Below are 21055 nucleotides of genomic sequence, written 5' to 3'. Positions count from 1 at the left end.
CCAAGCCCATGCAGCGCGCGCTGCGCGAGGGCTTCTATGCCGGCGCCATCGCGCTTGGCCTGTTCGTACTGTTCATCGGCCTCAAGACCGACCAGAACATGTCCAACGAACTGGTCGTGGTGCAGCGCTGGGGCCTGCTTGCCGCGGTGGTGATCGCCACCGCCGTCGGGCGTTTCCTCTATGTCGCCTACGGCCAGCCCTTCATGGCCAACCAGAAGATCGCCGATGTCGCCACCGGGCTCATGCCGGCAAGTGTGGCATCCCGCTCCTTCACCCTGCCGACCTTCATCGGAGCGGTCGTCGCCATGGTGCTGCTGTTCGTGTTCAACAGCTCTCTCGCCGGATGGGTTGGGGCAGAACCGGCCGGCTATCTGCAATTCCTGCGTGCCCTGGCGGTCATCTATGTGCTGGCCTGCGTGATCTATTACTTCCGCGCCTTCATCCATGCCAACTTCACCAAATTGGGCATCTCGGCGTTGGTGCTGTACCCGATCCTCGTCGTCGCGGTGCTGTCACTCAACGCCTGGTCGATCACCGGAGGGTTGCAGGGTTCGTTGAAATGGGTCGATAATTTCGGCATCCAGATCCTGATCTATGTGATGCTGGCCTGGGGACTGAACATCGTCGTCGGCCTCGCCGGTCTGCTCGATCTCGGCTACGTCGCTTTTTATGCGATTGGCGCCTATGCCTATGCGCTTCTCGCCACCCATTTCGGCCTGTCGTTCTGGATATTGTTGCCCGCCGCGGGCGCCATGGCCGCGCTCTGGGGGGTGCTGCTCGGCTTTCCCGTGCTGCGCCTGCGCGGCGACTATCTGGCGATCGTGACGCTCGCCTTCGGCGAGATCATCCGCCTCGTGCTGATCAACTGGCGCGAAGTCACCAATGGGTCGGCCGGCATCTCCGGCATTCCCAAGGTCAGCTTCTTCGGCTTGATGTCGTTCAACGTGTCGGACCCGAATTACATCGCCAAGGTGCTGAACCTCGCCACGTCCAGCGCCTACTACAAGATCTTCCTCTACTACCTGATCCTTGGGCTCTGCCTGCTAACCGCCTTCGTCACCATCCGGCTGCGGCGCCTGCCGGTCGGCCGCGCCTGGGAAGCCTTGCGTGAGGACGAGATCGCCTGCCGCTCGCTCGGTATCAACACCACCACCACCAAGCTGACGGCCTTTGCCACCGGCGCCATGTTCGGCGGCTTCGCCGGTTCGTTCTTTGCCGCGCGGCAAGGTTTCGTCAGCCCCGAATCCTTTGTCTTCCTGGAATCGGCCATTATCCTCGCCATCGTCGTTCTTGGCGGCATGGGGTCGCTGGTCGGCATCGCCGTCGCCGCGATGGTGATGATCGGCGGCACCGAGGCGCTGCGCGAACTCGACTTCCTCAAGCAGGTCTTCGGGCCCGATTTCACACCGGAACTCTACCGCATGCTTCTGTTCGGCATGGCCATGGTCATCGTCATGTTGTGGAAGCCGCGCGGCTTCGTCGGCAGCCGTGAACCGACCGCCTTCCTCAAGGAGCGAAGGGCTGTCTCAGGCTCCTTCACCAAGGAGGGCCACGGCTGATGAATGCGACCACGCAAATGAACGACGCCATCCTGCAGGTCGAGCATCTGTCGATGAAGTTCGGCGGCCTGGTCGCCATCGGCGACCTGTCCTTCACCGCCAGGCGCGGCGAGATCACCGCGCTGATCGGCCCCAACGGCGCCGGCAAAACCACAGTGTTCAACTGCATCACCGGCTTCTACAAGCCGTCGGAAGGCATGATCACGCTCAGCCGGGCCGATGGCTCCAGCTACCTGCTGGAACGGCTGCCCAACCACGAGATCCCGGCGCGCGCCAAGGTGGCGCGCACCTTCCAGAACATCCGCCTATTCTCGGGCATGACGCTGCTGGAGAACCTGCTCGTCGCCCAGCACAACAAGCTGATGAAGGCTTCGGGCTATACGATCCTGGGCCTGTTCGGCTTCAGCGGCTACCGCAAGGCCTCAGCCGAATCGGTGGAGCTTGCCAAGCACTGGCTGGAAAAGGCCGATCTCGTCGATCGCGCCGACGATCCGGCCGGCGACCTGCCCTATGGCGCGCAGCGGAGGCTCGAGATCGCGCGCGCCATGTGCACCGGTCCTGAACTGCTGTGCCTCGACGAGCCGGCGGCCGGCCTCAACCCGAAGGAATCGGCGGCGCTCAACGAGCTGCTGATGGACATCAAGAAGTCCTCAGGCACCTCGATCCTCTTGATCGAGCACGACATGTCGGTGGTCATGCAGATTTCCGACCATGTCGTGGTGCTGGAATATGGCCGCAAGATCTCCGACGGCAATCCGCAATCGGTGCGCACCGACCCGCGCGTCATCGCCGCCTATCTCGGCGTCGACGACGAGGAGGTCGAGACCGTGCTGACCGAAGTCGGCGACGAGGACGTCATCGAACGGCTCGATACCGGTCCCGACTCCGCGCATGGCCCGGGAACATCTTCGTCGTATCTGGCCGGGCCGGTGAGCGACACCGTCGGCCATAGCGAAGGCGAACGCGTGACAGTGTCGAAAGGCGCCTCGAAGGCAGCGCAGGTCGATGCCCGCGCCGCGACCGTGGCAAGCAGGCCTGTCGCACCGGCGCCGGCCAAGCCCGCTGCGAAGAAAGCGGCACCAAGGAAGACGGCCGCCAAGGCCCCTGCCGTGAAGGCCGAAGGCGTTTCGAACCGCCTCACTGCCCCCCGTGGCGGCAAGGCCGACAATCTGACCCGCATCAAGGGCATCGGTGCGGTCAACGAGAAGAAGCTCAACGAGCACGGCATCTTCCACTTCGACCAGATCGGCGCCTGGAAGAAGGCCGATGTCGAGGCAGTCGAGGCTTATCTCGCCTTTGACGGACGCATCGCGCGCGAGGAATGGGTCAAGCAGGCGAAGCTGCTCGGCCAGGGCAAGGATACGGAATTCTCGCGCCGTGTCGATGCGGGCAAGGTGGCGACCAGTCATGCTTCCGGCAAGGCCGCGAGCACAGGCAAGCCCGCTCAGGGCAAGCGTGGAGGGGGCAAGTGATGGCCACGACAACGCTGCTCGATATCAAGGGCGTGGAGACCTATTACGGCAACATCCGTGCGCTGAACGGCGTCAACGTCACCGTCAAGCAAGGTGAGATCGTGGCGCTGATCGGTGCCAACGGCGCCGGCAAGTCGACGCTGATGATGACCATCTTCGGGGCTCCACGCGCCCGCACGGGCACCATCACCTTCGCCGGGACCGATATCACCCAGTTGCCGACGCACGAAATCGCACGCATGCGGATTGCCCAGTCGCCCGAGGGCCGGCGCATCTTTCCGCGCATGACGGTGATGGAAAACCTGCAGATGGGCGCAAGCCTCGACAACCTCAAACATTATGGCGAGGACGTCGAGAAGGTGTTCACGCTGTTCCCCAGACTGAAGGAGCGCATCGCCCAGCGGGGCGGTACGTTGTCGGGCGGCGAACAGCAGATGCTGTCGATCGGACGCGCATTGATGGCGCGGCCGAAACTGCTTCTGCTCGACGAACCGTCGCTGGGTCTGGCGCCGCTGATCGTCAAGCAGATCTTCGATGCCATCCGCGAATTGAACCGCACCCAAGGGCTGACCGTGTTCCTGGTCGAGCAGAACGCGTTCGGCGCGCTCAAGCTCGCCACGCGCGGCTATGTCATGGTCAACGGCAATGTGACGATGAGCGGCACCGGCAAGGAGCTGCTCGCCAATCCGGAAGTGCGCGCCGCCTATCTCGAAGGCGGACATCACTGAGTTCAGGAGACTTCCCATGCAAGGCATTCTCTACGAGGAACAGTCGATCTGGCAGTTCTTCTTCGTCACCTGCCTCCTCGGCGGCTGGGCAGCCTGGATGACCGGCAAGGCCAGTGCCCAGACATGGCGCAGCTTCATCCAGCTGTTCGCCTATATGCTCGGCCTTGGCATCGGCGTCCGTTTCATCCACCACGCGCTGTTCGACGGCACGATGTTCTCGCTGCATTACTATATCGTCGACACAATCGTGCTGATGATACTGGGCTTTATAGGCTATCAATACACACGAACCAACCAGATGGTCACACAGTATAATTGGCTCTACGAAAGAGCTTCAATCTTGAGCTGGAAACCGAAAGGTTGACGTTCATCATTAACGCCGCGTCAGGGATGAATCGGCGTGACAAGTGCCTGAAAATCGGCAAACTATGCTTTCTGCGATAAGGGTGGGCATCGCATGAAAGCTTCATCCACGCCCACTCCGTTAATGGGAGCGTTTAAATGAAAAAGTCACTTTTGTCCGCCGTAGCCCTGACCGCGCTCGTCGCGTTCGGCGGCAACGCGTGGGCTGATGTAATGTTCGGCGTCGCCGGTCCGATCACCGGTCCGAACGCGGCCTTCGGCGCACAGCTGCAGAAGGGCGCCGAAGCGGCGGTCGCCGATATCAATGCCAAGGGCGGTATCAATGGCGAGCAGATCAAGCTCGAAGTCGGCGACGACGTCTCCGATCCGAAGCAGGGCATCTCGGTCGCCAACAAGTTCGTCGGCGACGGCGTCAAGTTCGTGATCGGCCACTTCAACTCGGGCGTGTCGATCCCGGCCTCCGAGGTCTACGCGGAAAACAATATCGTCGAAATCACGCCGGCTGCAACCAACCCGAAGTTCACCGAGCGCGGCCTATGGAATGTGTTCCGTACCTGCGGACGCGACGACCAGCAGGGCAGCATCGCCGGCGCCTATATCGCCGCGAACTTCAAGGATGCCAAGGTTGCCGTGATCCATGACAAGACCCCTTACGGCCAGGGCCTCGCGGACGAAACCAAGAAGGCGATGAACGCCGCGGGCGTCAAGGAAGTGATGTATGAAGGCGTCAATGTCGGCGACAAGGACTTCTCGGCGCTGATCGCCAAGATGAAGGAAGCCGGCGTCACCCTGATCTACTGGGGCGGCCTGCACACCGAAGCCGGCCTGATCATCCGCCAGTCCGCGGACCAAGGCCTCAAGGCGCCGATGATGTCGGGTGACGGCATCGTGACGGACGAACTCGCCGCGATCGCGGGCGACGCCGTCGCCGGCACGCTCAACACGTTCGGCCCCGACCCGCGGCTGATCCCGGCCAACAAGGAACTCGTCGAGAAGTTCCGCGCGCAGGGTTTCGAGCCGGAAGCCTACACGCTCTACGCCTATGCCGCCGTGCAGGTGGTCGCCGAGGCAGCCGCCGCCGCCAAGACGAACGATCCGCAGGCCGTCGCCAAGGCGATGCATGAAAGCGGTCCGTTCCCGACCGTCCTGGGCGATCTTGCCTATGACGCCAAGGGCGATCCGAAGCTGCCGGGCTACATCATGTACGAATGGAAGAAGAAGGACGACGGGAAGTATTCCTGGTTCCCGAAGTCGTAATTCATTCAGATCCGAAACCAATGATGCCCGGCGCCTCGCGCCGGGCATTTTCTTTGACATGCTGGCAGCGGTGACATCCCTGCCAGCTTTCCTTGATCTTATGCATGTCGTTATCCCGGAACCGAGGACACTTCCGGGCGACATGCATTGGCCTCGAAAGATCGCATCCAGGATCGAAATTGTCGCCGTTGTTCCGTCCGTTCGAACGAATGCGTGCGAGTGTTGACTGAATAATCGGTTTAAATCGGTTTAAATCGACGTCGATTTTGTTTGCACTGCAGCATTTTCGCGTTAATCATTGCCTCGATTTCCCGTCCCTTCCGCTGCTGGAGCCCAGTCCTTGGCCATCACGAAGATCCTCGTCGCCAACCGGTCAGAAATCGCCATCCGCGTCTTTCGCGCGGCCAATGAGCTGGGCCTCAAAACCGTGGCGATCTGGGCCGAGGAAGACAAATACTCCCTGCACCGCTTCAAGGCCGACGAGAGCTACCAGGTCGGGCGCGGACCGCATCTCAGCAAGGACATGGGTCCGATCGAGAGCTATCTGTCGATCGAGGAGGTGATCCGCGTCGCCAGGCTTTCAGGCGCCGATGCCATCCACCCCGGCTACGGGCTGCTGTCGGAAAGCCCCGAATTCGCCGAAGCCTGCGCGCAAGCAGGCATCACCTTCATCGGTCCGAAGCCAGACACGATGCGCCGGCTGGGCAACAAGGTCGCCGCGCGCAATCTGGCCATCGAGGTCGGCGTGCCGGTGGTGCCGGCGACCGATCCGTTGCCCGACGACATGGAGGCGGTCAAGGAACTCGCCAGGACTGTCGGTTATCCCGTCATGCTGAAGGCTTCGTGGGGTGGCGGTGGCCGCGGCATGCGCGCCATCCGTTCCGAGGCCGACCTCGCCCGCGAGGTCATGGAAGGCAAGCGCGAGGCGAAAGCCGCCTTCGGCAAGGACGAGGTCTATCTCGAAAAACTGATCGAGCGCGCCCGCCATGTCGAGGTGCAGGTGCTCGGCGACACGCATGGCAATGCCGTGCACCTGTTCGAGCGCGACTGCTCGATCCAGCGCCGCAACCAGAAGGTCGTCGAGCGCGCGCCGGCGCCCTATCTCAGCGAGGACCTGCGCCAAGAGCTATGCGGCTACGCGCTGAAGATCGCGCGCGAGACCAGCTATATCGGCGCCGGCACCGTCGAATTCCTGCAGGACGCCGACACCGGCAAGTTCTACTTCATCGAGGTCAATCCGCGCATCCAGGTCGAGCACACAGTCACCGAGATGGTGACCGGCATCGACATCGTGAAGGCGCAGATCCACATCCTCGACGGCTTCGCCATCGGTACGCCGGAATCGGGCGTGCCGGCGCAAAGGGACATTCGGCTGAACGGCCATGCCTTGCAATGCCGCATCACCACCGAAGACCCGGAACACAATTTCATTCCGGACTACGGCCGCATCACCGCCTATCGCGGCGCCACCGGCTTCGGCATCCGCCTCGACGGCGGCACCGCCTATTCCGGCGCGGTCATCACCCGCTTCTACGATCCGCTGCTGGAGAAGGTCACGGCCTGGGCGCCGACGCCGGCCGAGACGATCGCCCGCATGAACCGAGCCTTGCGCGAGTTCCGCATCCGCGGCGTCGCCACCAACCTTACCTTCCTCGAAGCGATCATCAATCACCCGAGCTTCGCCGACAATTCCTATACGACGAGGTTCATCGACACGACGCCGGAGCTGTTCCAGCAGGTCAAGCGCCAGGATCGCGCCACCAAGCTGCTCAACTATCTGGCCGACGTCAGCGTCAACGGCCATCCCGAGACGCGCGGCCGGCCGACGCCAAAGGCCGACGCGGCGCCGCCCGTCGTGCCCTATCTCAACGGCAATGTGCCTGGTGGCAGCAAGCAGAAGCTCGATGTGCTCGGGCCGGAAAAGTTCGCCGCCTGGATGCGCGAGCAGAAGGAAGTGCTGGTCACCGATACGACGATGCGCGACGGCCACCAGTCGCTGCTCGCCACCCGCGTGCGCACGCACGACATTGCCGGCATCGCCGGCACCTACGCGCGCGCCTTGCCACAACTCCTGTCGCTGGAATGCTGGGGCGGCGCCACTTTCGACGTGGCCATGCGCTTCCTCACCGAGGATCCGTGGGAGCGGCTGTCGCTGGTGCGGGAAGCAGCCCCCAACCTGTTGCTGCAGATGCTGCTGCGTGGCGCGAACGGCGTCGGCTATACCAATTATCCCGACAATGTCGTGCAGCATTTCGTCAAGCAGGCGGCAAGCGGCGGCATCGACCTGTTCCGCGTCTTCGACTGCCTGAACTGGGTCGAGAACATGCGCGTCGCCATGGACGCCGTGGGGGCCGAGGGCAAGCTGATCGAAGCGGCGATGTGCTATACCGGCGACATTCTCGATCCGGCGCGGGCCAAGTACGACCTGAAATACTATGTCGGGCTGGCCGAGGAATTGCAGGCGGCCGGCGCCCATATCATCGCGGTCAAGGACATGGCCGGCCTGTTGAAGCCGAGTGCCGCCCGCGTACTATTCAAGGCGCTGCGCGAGGCGACCGATCTGCCGATCCATTTCCACACCCACGACACATCGGGCCTGTCGGCGGCAACCGTGCTGGCGGCGGTGGAAAGCGGCGTCGACGCCATCGACGCGGCGATGGACGCCTTCTCCGGCAACACCTCTCAGCCATGTCTCGGTTCGATCGTCGAGGCGTTGAGAGGCACCGAGCGCGATCCCGGCCTCGACCCGCAATGGATCCGCAAAATCTCGTTCTATTGGGAAGCCGTTCGCAACCAATACGCCGCCTTCGAGAGCGACCTGAAAGGGCCGGCCTCCGAAGTCTACCTGCACGAAATGCCAGGCGGGCAGTTCACCAATTTGAAGGAACAGGCCCGTTCGCTCGGACTGGAGACACGCTGGCACGAAGTGGCGCAGACGTATCACGACGTCAACCTGATGTTCGGCGACATCGTCAAGGTGACGCCGTCGTCCAAGGTGGTCGGCGACATGGCGCTGATGATGGTGAGCCAGGACCTGACCGTTGCCGATGTCGAAAACCCGGCCCGGGATATCGCCTTCCCGGACTCGGTCGTCTCGATGCTGCGCGGCGACCTCGGGCAGTCCCCGGGCGGCTGGCCGCGGACGCTGCAGAAGAAGGCATTGAAGGGCGACAAGCCGATCACGGCGCGGCCCGGTTCGTTGCTGAAGCCGGCCGACCTCGAGAAGAGCCGCAAGGAGATCGAGGACAAGTTGGAGCGCAAGCTGACGGAATACGAATTCGCCTCGTGGCTGATGTATCCGAAGGTGTTTTCCGACTTCGTCGTCGCCCAGGAAACCTACGGCCCGGTCAGCGTTCTGCCGACGCCGACCTATTTCTACGGCATGAAATCGGAAGACGAGATTTTCGTCGATATCGAAAGGGGCAAGACCTTGGTCGTGCGCTGCCAGGCGTTCGGCGATGTCGACGAGAAGGGCATGGTCACCGTGTTCTTCGAGCTGAACGGCCAGCCGCGGCGTGTGAAGGTGCCCGACCGCGCGCATGGTGCGTCGGCAGCCAAGGCGCGCCGCAAGGCCGAGCCCGGCAACGAGGCGCATGTCGGGGCGCCGATGCCGGGTGTGGTTTCGGCGCTTGCGGTCGCCGCCGGCCAAGCGGTCAAGGCAGGCGACGTGCTGCTTTCCATCGAAGCGATGAAGATGGAGACGGCGCTGCATGCCGAGCGTGATGGCACGGTCGCCGAGGTGCTGGTCAAGGCCGGCGACCAGATCGATGCGAAGGATCTCCTGATCGCGTTCAGCTAAGAGTTCGCAAGGAGCGGGCAGGCTGTCGGCTTCTGGCGGCAGGGCTGGCGAGCTGTTCGATAACGGCTTGACCCGCCGGCCCGGGTCGGGCATCGAACCGCTGAAATTCGCCGCGGCACGTTCCCCGAGTCGCGGCGCGGAACCGATCCTTGGAGAAAAACATGGCCGACGATATCACCGAGACCAGCCAGACTGTTGCCGCCGGCCAGCTGCGTGCCTTGATCGAGCGCATCGAGCGGCTCGAGGAAGAAAAGAAGACGATTTCCGACGACATCAAGGAAGTTTTCGCCGAGGCCAAGGGCACCGGCTTCGACACCAAGGCAATCCGCACCATCATCCGGTTGCGCAAGAAGGATCAGGCCGAGCGCCAGGAGGAGGATGCCATCCTCGATCTGTACATGGCCGCGCTCGGCATGGTCTAAGACTGGAAACAGTCTAGGGCGCCATGCGGCGCCCTCAACGGTTCGAACCATGAGCGAATTCGACTTCGGCGGCCGCCGTGCCTTGGAATTCCGCCATCGCGGCTTCTGGTCGCTGTTTGCCGAACGGCATCCGGAAGAAAGAGCCCGGCTGGCGCGGCGCGGACCCTGGTTCTGGCAGCGCGGGCTGCCCGACTTCGCACTGGTCCTTTCCATGTATGTCGCGCCGGCGCAGAACCATGTCGGTGTCTTCTTTGGCCGCAACGAGAAGTTCGGCGCCACGCAAAGCTGGTCGCGGCTGGAGCCGTTCCGGCCGGCGATCGAAGACAGGCTGAAACTGAGACCGGAACAAAGCTGCGAAGGCCTCGGCATCAATTCGATGTGGCGGGTCAATTGCTTTGCCGAGGACAACTGGCCGGCGATGACCGACTGGCTGGTAACGGAGTGCTCGCGTGTCGAGCACGCCGTTGTTGCGGTTCTGGGGCAGCGGTAAGTGATCGCGGATTTCTTCCGCTCGCGTTGGCTTGGCGAGGTGTCGCTCGACCGGCTGTTCTGGCGCGATATGATGCTTGTCGGGACCGTGATCAATATGGCGTCGTCTGCTGCGGCGCTGATCCTGCTTGGACTGAAGATGCCGCTCGGCCTTGTCCTGGCGGTGCATTTTGCACCGGTGCTCTACAACATCTTCCTGACTTTGGCAGTCTGGCGCACGGCTGAGAAGGCCGGCGGTGCCAGGGCTTCCCTCTTTATGCTGGGATCAGCGCTCTGGCTGATCGCCACGATCGTAGTCTGACGAGGCTGCCCATACGAAAAAGGGCGGCCGGAGCCGCCCTTCGCAAGAAATGATAACGCCTGTTCAGGCGGCCGGCTCGAATTTCAGCGCCACGCCGTTGATGCAGTAGCGCAGGCCGGTCGGCGGCGGGCCGTCCTCGAAGACATGGCCGAGATGGCTGCCGCAACGAGAGCAGTGGCATTCGGTGCGGACCATGCCGTAGCTGCGATCGACTGTGTTCTCGACCGAGCCCGGAACGGGATCGTTGAAGCTCGGCCAGCCGGTGCCGCTCTCGAACTTCAGCGTGGACTGGAAGAGCGGCTGGTCGCAGCCAACGCAGGAAAAAGTGCCGGCACGCTTCTCATAGAGCAGGGCGCAGCTTCCCGGCCGCTCGGTGCCATGGTTTCGCATGACCGCGTATTGCTCCGGCGTCAGCCGGGCGCGCCATTCGGCATCGGTGCGGGTGACGGGGTAAGTGTGGGTGTCCATTTGATCTCCTCAGCCTTGGCGGCTCGTTCTTGGTTGCAACCCGATATTCGCAACAAGATAGGCGTTTGTTACGGGATTTGCCCGCATTTTCGAGCGGACCACCTGGAATTCCTAAGGCGATCGCCGCGAGATAGCGCGCGACGGAGGCGGCCAGCGCCGTTTTCGCATCGCCGATGATGTTCTGGTTCCACCATGCGCGGTAGATGTCGTCGAAGGCGAACGGTGCAAGGGCTGCCGCGATGCGGCGTATGGCGGCGCCATTGAGCGGGATCTGGTTCGGATAGCTGTACATGAAACTGACATGGCGGCGTGTCGGCGTCACCTGCAGGATGTCGCCGGTCAGCAGCGCATCGGCACCGTCGCGTTTCCAGTGCAGCACCTGGCCGCCGGCAAAGTGGCCGCCGCAGCGGATGAGTGTCAGCGACGGGTTGATGGCCAGCGTCTCGCCTTGCCAACTGACAATCGAGCGATGCGGCCGCATGATCCACTGCCGGTCGTCGGCATGGAGATAGATCGGTACGCCGCCAAACGCCTCGCTCCATTCGACCATCACCGAATAGTAATGGCAGTGCGAGATGGCGATAGCCGCCAGCCCGCCCCGATGGTTGATCTCCGCCACCGCCTCGTCGCTCACCATCGAGACGCAGTCCCACAGCACATTGCCGTGTGGTGAATGCGCCAGCAGCGCCCGCTGGCCGATGGCGAAGCGCGGCTCGATGCCGAAGGCGAGCACGCCGGCATCGTCCTTCCTCGGCGGCGAGTTGTTGCGGCGTGATCCAGGCCTGGCCTTCCCAGCGCACATACTGCCGCTCGTCCTCGCAGATCGTGCAATGTTGCGGTGGCGTCTCCGTCGCCGCGAACTGGACACCGCACTGCAAGCAGAGGAAGCAGGTCATCCGATCTCCGGTGGTCCTTCAGTGTTTTCTTGAAAGCTGCTTCGTGGCACCTTCGAGCCCGGCCAGCGTCAGCGGAAACATGCGGCCGTCGAAGATGTCACGGATCATGGCGATCGAATGGGTAAAGCCCCAGTTCTTTTCGCTCTCGGGATTCAGCCACACCGCGTTCGGCCATTGCTGCAGGAGCCGGCCGAGCCAGACGGCTCCTGCCTCGGGGTTCCAGTGTTCCACCGAGCCGCCAGGATGGGCGATCTCGTAAGGGCTCATCGAGGCATCGCCGACGACGATGACCTTATAGTCGGGACCGTATTTGTGAATGAGGTCGAAGGTCGGAATCACCTCGGCATGGCGGCGGCGATTGTCCTTCCACACGCCTTCGTAGAGGCAGTTGTGGAAATAGAAATATTCGAGCTGGCGGAATTCGGCGCGGGCGGCCGAAAACAGCTCCTCGACGCTTTTGATATGGTCGTCCATCGAGCCGCCGACATCGAAGAACATCAGGAGCTTCACCGCATTGCGACGCTCGGGCCGTGTCTTGACGTCGAGATAGCCGTGCTCGGCGGTGGCGTGGATGGTGCCGGGCAGGTCGAACTCTTCCTCGGCGCCTTCGCGCACCCAGCGGCGCAGGCGCTTCAGCGCGATCTTGATGTTGCGGGTACCGAGTTCGACGGCATCGTCGAAATTCCTGAACTCGCGCTTGTCCCAGACTTTCACCGCGCGGCGGTTGCGGCTTTCATGCTGGCCGATGCGCACGCCTTCGGGATTGTAGCCATAGGCGCCGAAGGGCGAGGTGCCGCCGGTGCCGATCCATTTCGAGCCGCCCTGGTGGCGGCCCTTTTGTTGCTCGAGCCTTTGTTTCAGCGTCTCCATCAGTTTGTCGAAGCCGCCAAGCGCCTCGACCAGTTTTTTCTCCTCCTCGGTCAGGTGCTTTTCGGCGAGCCGGCGCAGCCATTCCTCGGGAATGTCGGCGACATTGACGGCATCCGGGCCACCCAGCGCCTCGATGCCCTTGAAGACATGCGCGAACACCTGGTCGAAGCGGTCGATATGGCGCTCGTCCTTCACCAGGGCGGCGCGGGCAAGATAGTAAAAACCTTCGACGTCATAGTCGACCAGTCCGGCTTCCAGCCCTTCCAGCAGAGAAAGGTATTCCCTGAGCGAGACGGGAACGCGCGCTGCCTTCAGTTCGAGGAAGAAGGGGATGAACATGGCCGGCCGTTACCTGTGGCCCTCGATCTTTTCTCGTGCGGCGCTTGCGATAAAGGCAGAGCGCGTCAGTCCGCGACGGCTGGCCTCGGCATCTATGGCCGCCAGCAGGCCGGCGTCGAGCGACAGATTGGCTCGAACGGGCCGCCCTGAATCGATCAGCACCGGAATCATGACGGCGGATTCGCCCGCAGAGCTATCGATCTCGTCCGCTCTCAACAGATCTGCCAGCGTGCGTGCCTTGGGCAAGGAAGCGCTCTTCGCCAATCGTGCTTCGACCCATTCGCGCACAGCCGATGTCGCATCGGCAATCGCCTCTTCGGGGTTTGCGCCGCCACCATGGCAACCGGGAAGATCAGGGATCCGCACACCCCAAACATCGTCCGCGCCGTCGAGAATCCCCACATAGTGCGTCATGCGTTCCGTCCTCAGATCCATCCGGCGAGCCGGGCGATCGACCGCGCGACACCAGGCGATTGTTCGCGATGGTGACTATTTCAATTACTTAGCGTCAGAGCAAATCATACTCGATAAAGCCTGTCCTGCGCGCGACGTGGTCATAGAGCTTGCGCGCGGTGGCATTGGTCTCGTGCGTCATCCAGTAGACGTTTTTTACCCCGATCTTGCCGGCCTCCTGCTTCACCGCCTCGATGAGGGCCGCGCCGATGCCCTTGCCGCGCACATCCGGGTCGGCGAACAGGTCCTGCAGGTAGCAATTGTTTTTCTCCGACCAGCCCGAGCGGTGGTAGAGATAGTGGGTGAGGCCGACGGCCTTGCCGTCGAGGGTAGCGATAAAACCCTTCGGCTCGAATTCGCCTGTCGTGAACAGGCGCTTCCAGGTGACGGCGTAGACCTCTTCCGGCAGCTTGGTTTCGTAGAAGGTCAGGTAGTCGGTCCACAGGCGGCGCCAGTCGGCGCGGTCGGATTGCATGAGCGGGCGGACAATGATCTCAGACATTTTATCTCCTCCGAAGGGTTCTGGCCGAAGCTGACGTGGTCTTCGGCCGGCGGCAACGGTCCACAGCCGGGAAAGCGCTAACGCTGCCTTGCTATTGCTGTCTTCTCGCCATGAAGGCCAGCCGCTCGAACAGATGCACATCCTGTTCGTTCTTCAACAGGGCGCCATGCAGCTTGGGCAGCGCGCTCTTGGCGTCGACGCGCAAATCCTCGGGCGCGATGTCGTCGGCGACCAGCAGGCGGATCCAGTCCAACGCCTCCGACGTCGATGGCTTTTTCTTCAGCCCCGGCACGTCACGGATTTCGTAGAATTGGGTAAGCGCCGCGCGCACCAGGTTCTGCTTGATGCCGGGATAGTGGACATCGACGATCCTGTGCAGCGTATCGACATCGGGAAAGCGGATGTAGTGGAAGAAGCAACGGCGCAGGAAGGCGTCCGGCAGTTCCTTCTCGTTGTTGGAAGTGATGATGACGATGGGCCGGACGGCGGCGCGGATGGTCTCGCCGGTCTCGTAGACGAAGAACTCCATCCGGTCGAGCTCCTGCAGCAGGTCGTTGGGGAACTCGATGTCGGCCTTGTCGATCTCGTCGATCAGGAGCACGACCTTTTTGCCGGCCGCGAATGCCTCCCAAAGCTTGCCGCGCTTGATGTAGTTCTTGATGTCGTTGAACCTGACATCGCCGAGTTGGCTGTCGCGCAGCCGCGATACGGCGTCGTACTCGTAAAGACCTTGCTGCGCCCGCGTCGTCGATTTGACATGCCATTCGATGAGGTCGAGGCCGAGTGCCGCCGCCACCTGGCGGGCAAGTTCCGTCTTGCCGGTGCCGGGCTCGCCCTTGACCAGCAGCGGCCGTTCCAGCGCAATCGCCGCGTTGACCGCCACCATCAGATCCTTGTCGGCGACATAGGCCGCCGTGCCTTCGAAACGCATTTTTGCTCCTCGGTTCATTCCGGGGACCGTAAGGAGGCCCTCTGGTCCGCGCAAGGGCGGGTCTGCAACGGCGATCAGGCCAACCGGTTCGGAAAGAGCGCCGTCTCTCTGGCGCTTGGGCCACCATCGGCCTATATTGGCGGAGGCGGTCTGCGCTTCCCGGCAGGAGACACTTTTCCCCGGGGCCTTAATGATCCTTAGGGAGCTGTCCCTGGGAAGACCCGTGGGTTTTCTCACACGGCGCCCACCTACTTTGTAGGCACCCGGGATCGACCTCTCCACCGGTTGTGTGGATCGTCACTTGTCGCAAGGCGTCCGTCCCTCTCCGTGGATGATGCGGTGGAAAACGTCGCTCTTGAGACCTCACACAGCTCTGACCTTTTCTACCTTGGCCGCATGACCTCTCCCAAAGACCTGAAAAAACAGCTGCGCCTCGAAGCACTAGCCCGCCGCGACGCGCTCGATGAATTCTGGCGGGTCGAGGCCGCGCTCGAAATGGCGGAGACGGCGCGCGATAGTCTGGAGATCGGGCCCGGTGAGATCGTCTCCGGTTTCTGGCCGATGCGCTCGGAGGTCGATGTCAGGCCATTGATGTTCGCCTTGCGCGAGCAGGGCGCACGGCTCTGCCTGCCCGCCATTCTCGACAAGACCACCATCGTCTTTCGCGAGCTGGTTCGTGGCGCGCCGATGGTCGACATGGGCTTTGGCACGGTCGGGCCGCACGCGGAGGCCGAAGTTCTCGACCCCTCGGTGATGCTGGTGCCGCTCGCCGCCTTCGACGCGCGCGGCCATCGCATCGGTTATGGCGCCGGCCATTACGATCGCGCGATCGCGAGGCTCGTCGACAAGGGGCATGCGCCCCGGTTGGTCGGCATCGCCTTCGACTGCCAAGAAGTTTCGCAAGTTCCCGACGAGCCCCATGACGTGGTCATCCCGGAAATACTCACCGAGAGCGGGTTGCGCCGCTTTGCGCCAAAATTGTAGATAGTTCTTTGAAACGCATGATCTTTGCCGAAAAGTCATGCAACTTTTCGGGATCAGGCATAGATGAGACTTCTCTTCCTCGGGGACATGGTCGGCAAGACGGGCCGCACTGCGGTGTGGGAACAATTGCCTGGCCTGATCTCCGACTTCAAACTCGATTTCGTCATCGTCAACGGCGAGAACGCCGCCGGCGGCTTCGGCATCACCGAAGAGATTTTTCGCGAGACGATCGCGGCAGGCTGCGATGTCGTGACCACCGGCAACCATGTCTGGGACCAGCGCGACGCGCTGGCCTTCGCGCCGCGCGAGCAACGTTTCCTGCGGCCCTCCAATTTTCCCAAAGGCACGCCCGGGCGCGGCTCCGGCGTCTACATCGCCAAAAACGGCGCGCGCGTGCTGGTCGCCAACATCATGGGCCGGGTGTTCATGCATCCCGAACTCGACGATCCGTTCCAGGCCGGCGAACGTGAACTCGCCGCCTGTCCGCTTGGCGAGCAGGCGGATGCGGTGGTGATCGACTTCCACGCCGAGGCGACCTCGGAGAAAATGTGTTTCGCGCATTTCGTCGACGGCCGTGCCAGTCTTGTCGTCGGCACCCACACGCACCAGCCCACCGCCGATCACCAGATCCTCAATGGCGGCACCGGCTATCTCTCCGACGCCGGAATGTGCGGCGACTATGATTCCTCGCTCGGCATGGACAAGGAAGAACCGCTCAACCGGTTCCTGTCGAAGGTGCCGAAAGGCCGTTTCGAGGCAGCGACCGGCCCGGCGACATTGTGCGGCGTCGGCGTCGATATTTCCGACCGCACCGGACTGACCGAGAAGATCGCGCCGTTTCGTCGCGGGCCACGACTGGAGGAAACCGCGCCGACCTTCTGGTCGTGACATTGATATGGGAGTTCGCAGTACCTAATTGCCGGCGACACTGCTCTAGATCGTAGGGGACGACCTCCATGCAGCTTTTCGAATTCCTGGCGCCGCATTTTCAATTCGTCTCCGACCCGACCGCATGGGTCGCATTGCTGACGCTGGTGGTGCTCGAGATCGTGCTCGGCATCGACAATCTGATCTTCATCTCCATCCTGACCAACAAGCTGCCCGTGGAGCTGAGGGCTCGTGCGCGCCGCCTCGGCATCTCGGCTGCGCTGATCATGCGCCTGGTGCTGCTCGCCACCATCTCCGTCATCGTCCAGCTGACGACGCCGGTCTTCACGGCGTTTGGCCACGGCTTCTCCTGGCGCGACCTGATCCTGATCGCCGGCGGCCTGTTCCTGGTCTGGAAGGCGACCAAGGAGATCCATCACACGGTCGACCCCGACGACCATCAGGACACGATGCTGGGCGAAACGCTCAAGATCTCGCTTGCCGGCGCGATCTTCCAGATCCTGCTGCTCGACCTCGTCTTCTCGATCGATTCCATCATCACCGCCGTCGGCATGACCGACGAGATCGCCATCATGTACATCGCGGTCATCGTGGCCGTCACGGCGATGATGCTGGCAGCCGGTCCGCTGGCGGACTTCATCGCCAAGAACCCGAGCATCGTCATGCTGGCGCTGGGCTTTCTGCTGATGATCGGCATGACGCTGATCGCCGACGGCATGGGCTATCATGTGCCCAAGGGCTACATCTATGCCGCGATGGGTTTTTCGGCGCTGGTCGAGGGGCTCAACATGCTGGCGCGGCGCCGCAAGAAAGCGAAGTCCGGCGAAGGGCGCTGACAGCACAGAGTTCAGCAGGGGCCAGCGCGATCGGTTAGCCAGGGGCTGCCTTGCCTGATAGCGAGATGATGCTTTTGATGCGGAAGCTCGGGCCCGGAATTAGTCCGACCTCGTCTAAGCGCTCACCAGGCGTCGGGTTCGCGCACCATGTGGATGATGTTGGCCGGATTGCTGATCCAGCCGCCACGGAAATGCGCGCCCAATGGCTCGATGGCATCGCAACGCACGATGCCTGCCTTGGCCAGATGATCCGCGGTGCCTGGAAAATCCTGCGTGAAAAGCTCCAGCCCGATCTCGGCCTGGCTCATCATCGGCGCTTCGTCGATCCACAGCCTGACAGGGCCAAGTTCGAAGCCGATCGCCGGCGGCTTGGCGGTGAACGGCTTGAGGCCGACGACGTCGCGGTAGAAGGCGATCGTCGCTTCGTACTGGTGCGATGGCACCTTCATGGCGATGTTGACGCCGCCGGCGATCTTCGCGGTCATGCTGGGCTCCGTTTTTTCAAATGTTGTTTTCGCTGGCGGGTTCGCCTTTCATCTCGCTGCGGTAGTAACCGTCGCGCAGATTGATGCCGTATTCGACATAGGCCTTCATGCAGGCCAGCATCTGTGACCAGCCCTCGCAATTCAGATAGGACTTCTTCAGGCCGGCCGCGCCTTCCTGCCAGCCGCTTTCGGCTATGGTGACGAAGGTGCCGCCATCGTCGAGCGGCTCGAAATTCATCTCGATGCGGGTCTTGTAGGCGGGCTTGCCGTCGGCGTCGGTGGCATCCCAGCGCAGCACGATGCGGCTATCCTTGACCACTTCGTCGACCTCGACCGGCACCTTGCCCCACCAGACGACACCCGAACCGGCAACCAATGGCGCGCTGGCGCCACCGATGGTGGTGAAATAACCGCTGAGCTTCTTCGGATTGACGACCGCGTCGAAGACTTCGGCGACCGGTTTGCCGATGCGTCCTGAAACACTGAATCCAAGAGACATATCCACAGCTCCTTGCTTGATCGCGACAATAATATGTTATAGAAATATAACATGTCAAGCCAATCGCAGGACGACAATGTTTTCAAGGCGCTGGCGCATCCGCGCCGGCGCGAAATACTGGATCGGTTGAAAGACGAGCCCAAGACCACCGGCATGCTGTGCGATGCCTTTCCCGACATCGACCGCTGCACCGTCATGCTGCATCTCAAGGTGCTGGAGGAGGCAGATCTGATCGTCGCGCGCCGTGACGGACGCGAGCGCTGGAACCATCTCAATGCGCTGCCGATCAAGCAGATCCACGATCGCTGGATCAGCCAGTATGCCGGCCATGCGCTCAGCATCATCGACCGGCTGAAGTCCGATCTGGAAGCATAGGCACGGCCGGGATCGCCGCAGCACGGCGCGGCTGGACGAATTGAGCCGATTTATCTATAAGCCGGCCATTCCGACAAAGAGCGCCGTACGTCCTCTGGACGCATCAAGGACGTTCTGAAATTGAATTCGAGCCTTTTGCAAAGGCGAGGTGACGCATCTCGCGGCAGGACGCTCTAGCCGAACACGACAGGGGTGCCATGGCTGGCCATTCACAGTTCAAGAACATCATGCACCGCAAGGGCCGTCAGGATGCGGTGCGGTCGAAAATGTTTTCCAAGCTGGCGCGCGAAATCACCGTTGCCGCCAAGAGCGGGACGCCCGATCCATCGATGAATCCGCGCCTGCGCCTGGCGATCCAGAACGCCAAGGCGGTGTCGATGCCGAAGGACAACATCCAGCGCGCCATCAACAAGGCCTCGATGGGCGATGCCGAAAACTACGAAGCCGTGCGCTACGAAGGTTATGGGCCGGGTGGCGTCGCCGTGATCGTCGAGGCGCTGACCGACAACCGCAACAGGTCGGCGTCCAATGTCCGCGCCGCCTTCACCAAGGCCGGCGGCGCGCTCGGCGAAACCGGATCGGTGTCGTTCATGTGGGACCGCGCCGGCGAAATCTACTATCCGGCCTCGACCGGCAGTGCCGACAAGATCATGGACGCGGCCATCGATGCCGGTGCCGACGATGTCGAATCGGACGAGGAAGGCCACACGATCTATTGCGCCTTCGAGACTCTCGGCGAGGTGTCCAAGGCACTTGAAGCCTCGCTCGGCGAGGCCGAATCGGTCAAGGCGATCTGGAAGCCGCAGAACAATGTCCCGGTCGACGAAGAGCGGGCGCAGTCGCTGATGAAGCTGGTTGCGACGCTTGAGGACGATGACGACGTGCAAAGCGTCTACGCCAACTTTGAAGTCGACGACGAAACCTTGGCCAAGCTCAGCGCGGCGTGAGTTGCAGAGCGCCGCGCGGGCGGAAGTGTACGCGGACATATAGCCAAGGAGTCCTTGCCTAAAGTATAGATGGGTCAGTTGTCGGCGGGAGGGGAGATGACTGACGAAGGGATTCAACTTGCCAATGCGATTGCTTGGCCTCGGCGCGGTGGCTTTTGGCGACGGCTGTTCGCTTCGCTTATCGACTATCTCGTCATCTTCGTCGCTCTTTATTCGCTGGTTGCGGCCTTGTTTCTGTTGACCGACGGCGGTGTGAAAGGCAGCTTTTGGCTGAACTGGAAAACGTGCCAGTCCGCCAGTCTGAACGGAACAGTCGATCCTTTACTTTCCCGCTACGATTGGCAGGTTTGTGCAACATCCTTCTTCGGTTTTCCGGTGGCCAGATGGGCAGCCGGCACAAGCACAGACCCTCAATCGAAGGCAGTCTCAACGCTTTCGATAGACCTTGATTCAAACGGAAAATTTCGACCTGCGGCACTGGATCTAGGCTTCCTCCAAGTGCTAGTCTTGGCGACCTATCTTCTTGTTATGGAGGGGGCTTTCAGCCGTTCGCTTGGCAAGGGGATCCTGGCACTCTTCGTCCATGACGAATTGGATTGGCATAGGGAAGGCCTCGCTTTGCAAAAAGCCGTTCGTCGGCAGGTGGTAAAATTCTTGGGCTATCTGCCTGCCACGCTGGTCGGAGCTTTCTTTGCTTTCGAGACCTGGAAAACCGTTCCGGCACCCGTGCTGAACTATTCCCGACTGGAAATCGTAATCGCCTTCGCCGCGTCTGCCCTAGCTTTTCTCTGGCCATGCTGGATCGCGCTGGCCATCGCATTCGGCAACGAGCCAATACATGACCGGGCCGCCGGCACGACCGTGCGCGTTCTCGAGACGGACCAATGAACGCGTCGGGGAAGCCTTGCGTCGCCATCACCTACTGCACGCAATGCCAGTGGCTCTTGCGTGCCGGTTGGATGGCGCAGGAGCTGCTCTCCACCTTCGGCACCGATCTCGGCGAAGTGACGCTGGTGCCGGGCACCGGCGGCATCTTCACCATCTCGTGCAACGATGTGCTGGTCTGGGACCGCAAGCGCGACGGCGGCTTTCCGGACGCGGCGAAACTCAAGCAGTTGGTCCGCGACGTGATCGATCCGGATCGTGATCTCGGTCACGCCGACCGCAAGAAGAGCTGAGATCTTCCTGCGAA

22 protein-coding genes, 1 other RNA gene and 2 pseudogenes are annotated in these 21055 nt (G+C 62.1%); 17 read left to right on the top strand and 8 right to left on the bottom strand.

Going from position 1 to position 21055, the window contains the following annotated elements; all coding sequences use genetic code 11:
- Window positions 1-65: 65 nt before the first annotated feature.
- From livM to LB543_RS20605, 9 genes and pseudogenes are all read left to right on the top strand, one after another.
- Window positions 66-1559, top strand: a pseudogene (gene livM, locus LB543_RS20645) (high-affinity branched-chain amino acid ABC transporter permease LivM); the annotation flags it as partial.
- Window positions 1559-3031, top strand: a complete 1473-nt coding sequence (locus tag LB543_RS20640; protein ID WP_140754838.1) for an ATP-binding cassette domain-containing protein — start codon at window positions 1559-1561, stop codon at window positions 3029-3031. The pseudogene livM and the gene LB543_RS20640, both read left to right, overlap by 1 nt.
- Complete coding sequence (locus LB543_RS20635) at window positions 3031-3759, top strand: ABC transporter ATP-binding protein (protein ID WP_140754836.1); 729 nt, start codon at window positions 3031-3033, stop codon at window positions 3757-3759. The genes LB543_RS20640 and LB543_RS20635 overlap by 1 nt, the downstream gene beginning before the upstream one ends.
- Before the next feature lie 16 nt (window positions 3760-3775).
- Window positions 3776-4123 carry a DUF6867 family protein gene (locus LB543_RS20630; protein ID WP_140810687.1) on the top strand — a complete coding sequence of 116 codons (348 nt, stop codon included), beginning with the start codon at window positions 3776-3778 and terminating at the stop codon, window positions 4121-4123.
- Window positions 4124-4260: 137 nt separating this feature from the next.
- Complete coding sequence (locus LB543_RS20625) at window positions 4261-5379, top strand: branched-chain amino acid ABC transporter substrate-binding protein (protein ID WP_023771718.1); 1119 nt, start codon at window positions 4261-4263, stop codon at window positions 5377-5379.
- A gap of 340 nt (window positions 5380-5719) precedes the next feature.
- Window positions 5720-9178: a pyruvate carboxylase gene (gene pyc, locus LB543_RS20620; protein WP_224615363.1), complete on the top strand. Its 3459-nt coding sequence runs from the start codon at window positions 5720-5722 to the stop codon at window positions 9176-9178.
- A gap of 161 nt (window positions 9179-9339) precedes the next feature.
- Window positions 9340-9600 carry a DUF2312 domain-containing protein gene (locus tag LB543_RS20615; RefSeq protein ID WP_015315223.1) on the top strand — a complete coding sequence of 87 codons (261 nt, stop codon included), beginning with the start codon at window positions 9340-9342 and terminating at the stop codon, window positions 9598-9600.
- A gap of 49 nt (window positions 9601-9649) precedes the next feature.
- Window positions 9650-10090, top strand: a complete 441-nt coding sequence (locus LB543_RS20610) for a hypothetical protein (protein ID WP_140754830.1) — start codon at window positions 9650-9652, stop codon at window positions 10088-10090.
- Entirely contained in the window at window positions 10091-10390 is a 300-nt protein-coding gene (locus tag LB543_RS20605) for a hypothetical protein (RefSeq protein WP_224615362.1), read from the top strand.
- 63 nt (window positions 10391-10453) lie between these two features.
- Here the strand turns inward: LB543_RS20605 and msrB are convergent, their stop codons facing one another.
- The 6 genes and pseudogenes from msrB to LB543_RS20575 all read right to left on the bottom strand — a co-directional run bounded on the left by msrB (window position 10454) and on the right by LB543_RS20575 (window position 14849).
- The gene (gene msrB / locus LB543_RS20600) at window positions 10454-10858 is read right to left on the bottom strand and encodes a peptide-methionine (R)-S-oxide reductase MsrB (protein WP_027141754.1); all 405 of its coding nucleotides are present in this window, start codon (window positions 10856-10858) and stop codon (window positions 10454-10456) included.
- Between the two features lie 115 nt (window positions 10859-10973).
- A pseudogene (locus tag LB543_RS20595) lies at window positions 10974-11754 on the bottom strand (MBL fold metallo-hydrolase); the annotation flags it as partial.
- An 18-nt stretch (window positions 11755-11772) separates the two neighbouring features.
- Window positions 11773-12963: a vWA domain-containing protein gene (locus LB543_RS20590; RefSeq protein ID WP_224615361.1), complete on the bottom strand. Its 1191-nt coding sequence runs from the start codon at window positions 12961-12963 to the stop codon at window positions 11773-11775.
- A gap of 9 nt (window positions 12964-12972) precedes the next feature.
- On the bottom strand, window positions 12973-13365 hold the full coding sequence (locus LB543_RS20585) for a type II toxin-antitoxin system HicB family antitoxin (protein WP_224615360.1): 393 nt from the start codon (window positions 13363-13365) through the stop codon (window positions 12973-12975).
- Window positions 13366-13471: 106 nt separating this feature from the next.
- Window positions 13472-13918 carry a GNAT family N-acetyltransferase gene (locus LB543_RS20580; RefSeq protein WP_224615359.1) on the bottom strand — a complete coding sequence of 149 codons (447 nt, stop codon included), beginning with the start codon at window positions 13916-13918 and terminating at the stop codon, window positions 13472-13474.
- A gap of 91 nt (window positions 13919-14009) precedes the next feature.
- On the bottom strand, window positions 14010-14849 hold the full coding sequence (locus tag LB543_RS20575; RefSeq protein ID WP_224615358.1) for an AAA family ATPase: 840 nt from the start codon (window positions 14847-14849) through the stop codon (window positions 14010-14012).
- A gap of 144 nt (window positions 14850-14993) precedes the next feature.
- Here LB543_RS20575 and ssrS point away from each other — a divergent pair.
- From ssrS to LB543_RS20555, 4 genes are all read left to right on the top strand, one after another.
- A non-coding RNA gene (gene ssrS, locus LB543_RS20570) (6S RNA) lies at window positions 14994-15149 on the top strand.
- A gap of 96 nt (window positions 15150-15245) precedes the next feature.
- A complete protein-coding gene (locus tag LB543_RS20565) occupies window positions 15246-15833 on the top strand; it encodes a 5-formyltetrahydrofolate cyclo-ligase (RefSeq protein ID WP_224615373.1) in 588 nt (195 codons plus the stop codon).
- Between the two features lie 63 nt (window positions 15834-15896).
- Window positions 15897-16721 (top strand): YmdB family metallophosphoesterase, encoded by an 825-nt coding sequence (locus tag LB543_RS20560; protein ID WP_224615357.1) that lies wholly within the window; start codon window positions 15897-15899, stop codon window positions 16719-16721.
- Between the two features lie 68 nt (window positions 16722-16789).
- Window positions 16790-17557 (top strand): TerC family protein, encoded by a 768-nt coding sequence (locus tag LB543_RS20555; RefSeq protein WP_224615356.1) that lies wholly within the window; start codon window positions 16790-16792, stop codon window positions 17555-17557.
- Between the two features lie 122 nt (window positions 17558-17679).
- On the opposite strand, the gene LB543_RS20550 is transcribed toward LB543_RS20555, so the two are convergent.
- Window positions 17680-18042: a hypothetical protein gene (locus tag LB543_RS20550; protein WP_224615355.1), complete on the bottom strand. Its 363-nt coding sequence runs from the start codon at window positions 18040-18042 to the stop codon at window positions 17680-17682.
- A 16-nt stretch (window positions 18043-18058) separates the two neighbouring features.
- Window positions 18059-18541: an SRPBCC domain-containing protein gene (locus LB543_RS20545; RefSeq protein WP_224615354.1), complete on the bottom strand. Its 483-nt coding sequence runs from the start codon at window positions 18539-18541 to the stop codon at window positions 18059-18061.
- 51 nt (window positions 18542-18592) lie between these two features.
- On the opposite strand from LB543_RS20545, the gene LB543_RS20540 reads away from it, so the two are divergent.
- The 4 genes from LB543_RS20540 (at window position 18593) to LB543_RS20525 (ending at window position 21041) form a co-directional block, all read left to right on the top strand.
- A complete protein-coding gene (locus LB543_RS20540) occupies window positions 18593-18916 on the top strand; it encodes an ArsR/SmtB family transcription factor (RefSeq protein ID WP_224615353.1) in 324 nt (107 codons plus the stop codon).
- 197 nt (window positions 18917-19113) lie between these two features.
- Window positions 19114-19863, top strand: a complete 750-nt coding sequence (locus tag LB543_RS20535) for a YebC/PmpR family DNA-binding transcriptional regulator (protein ID WP_140810704.1) — start codon at window positions 19114-19116, stop codon at window positions 19861-19863.
- Window positions 19864-19959: 96 nt separating this feature from the next.
- A complete protein-coding gene (locus tag LB543_RS20530; RefSeq protein WP_181178219.1) occupies window positions 19960-20751 on the top strand; it encodes an RDD family protein in 792 nt (263 codons plus the stop codon).
- On the top strand, window positions 20748-21041 hold the full coding sequence (locus LB543_RS20525; RefSeq protein ID WP_140810707.1) for a SelT/SelW/SelH family protein: 294 nt from the start codon (window positions 20748-20750) through the stop codon (window positions 21039-21041). Before LB543_RS20530 ends, LB543_RS20525 begins: the two co-directional genes overlap by 4 nt.
- Window positions 21042-21055 lie beyond the last annotated feature (14 nt).

Source organism: Mesorhizobium sp. ESP7-2, from assembly GCF_020164715.1.
Taxonomy (GTDB): Bacteria; Pseudomonadota; Alphaproteobacteria; order Rhizobiales; family Rhizobiaceae; genus Mesorhizobium.
Note: the sequence above shows the minus strand (reverse complement) of the source record. Positions and strands in the feature narration are given on the sequence as shown.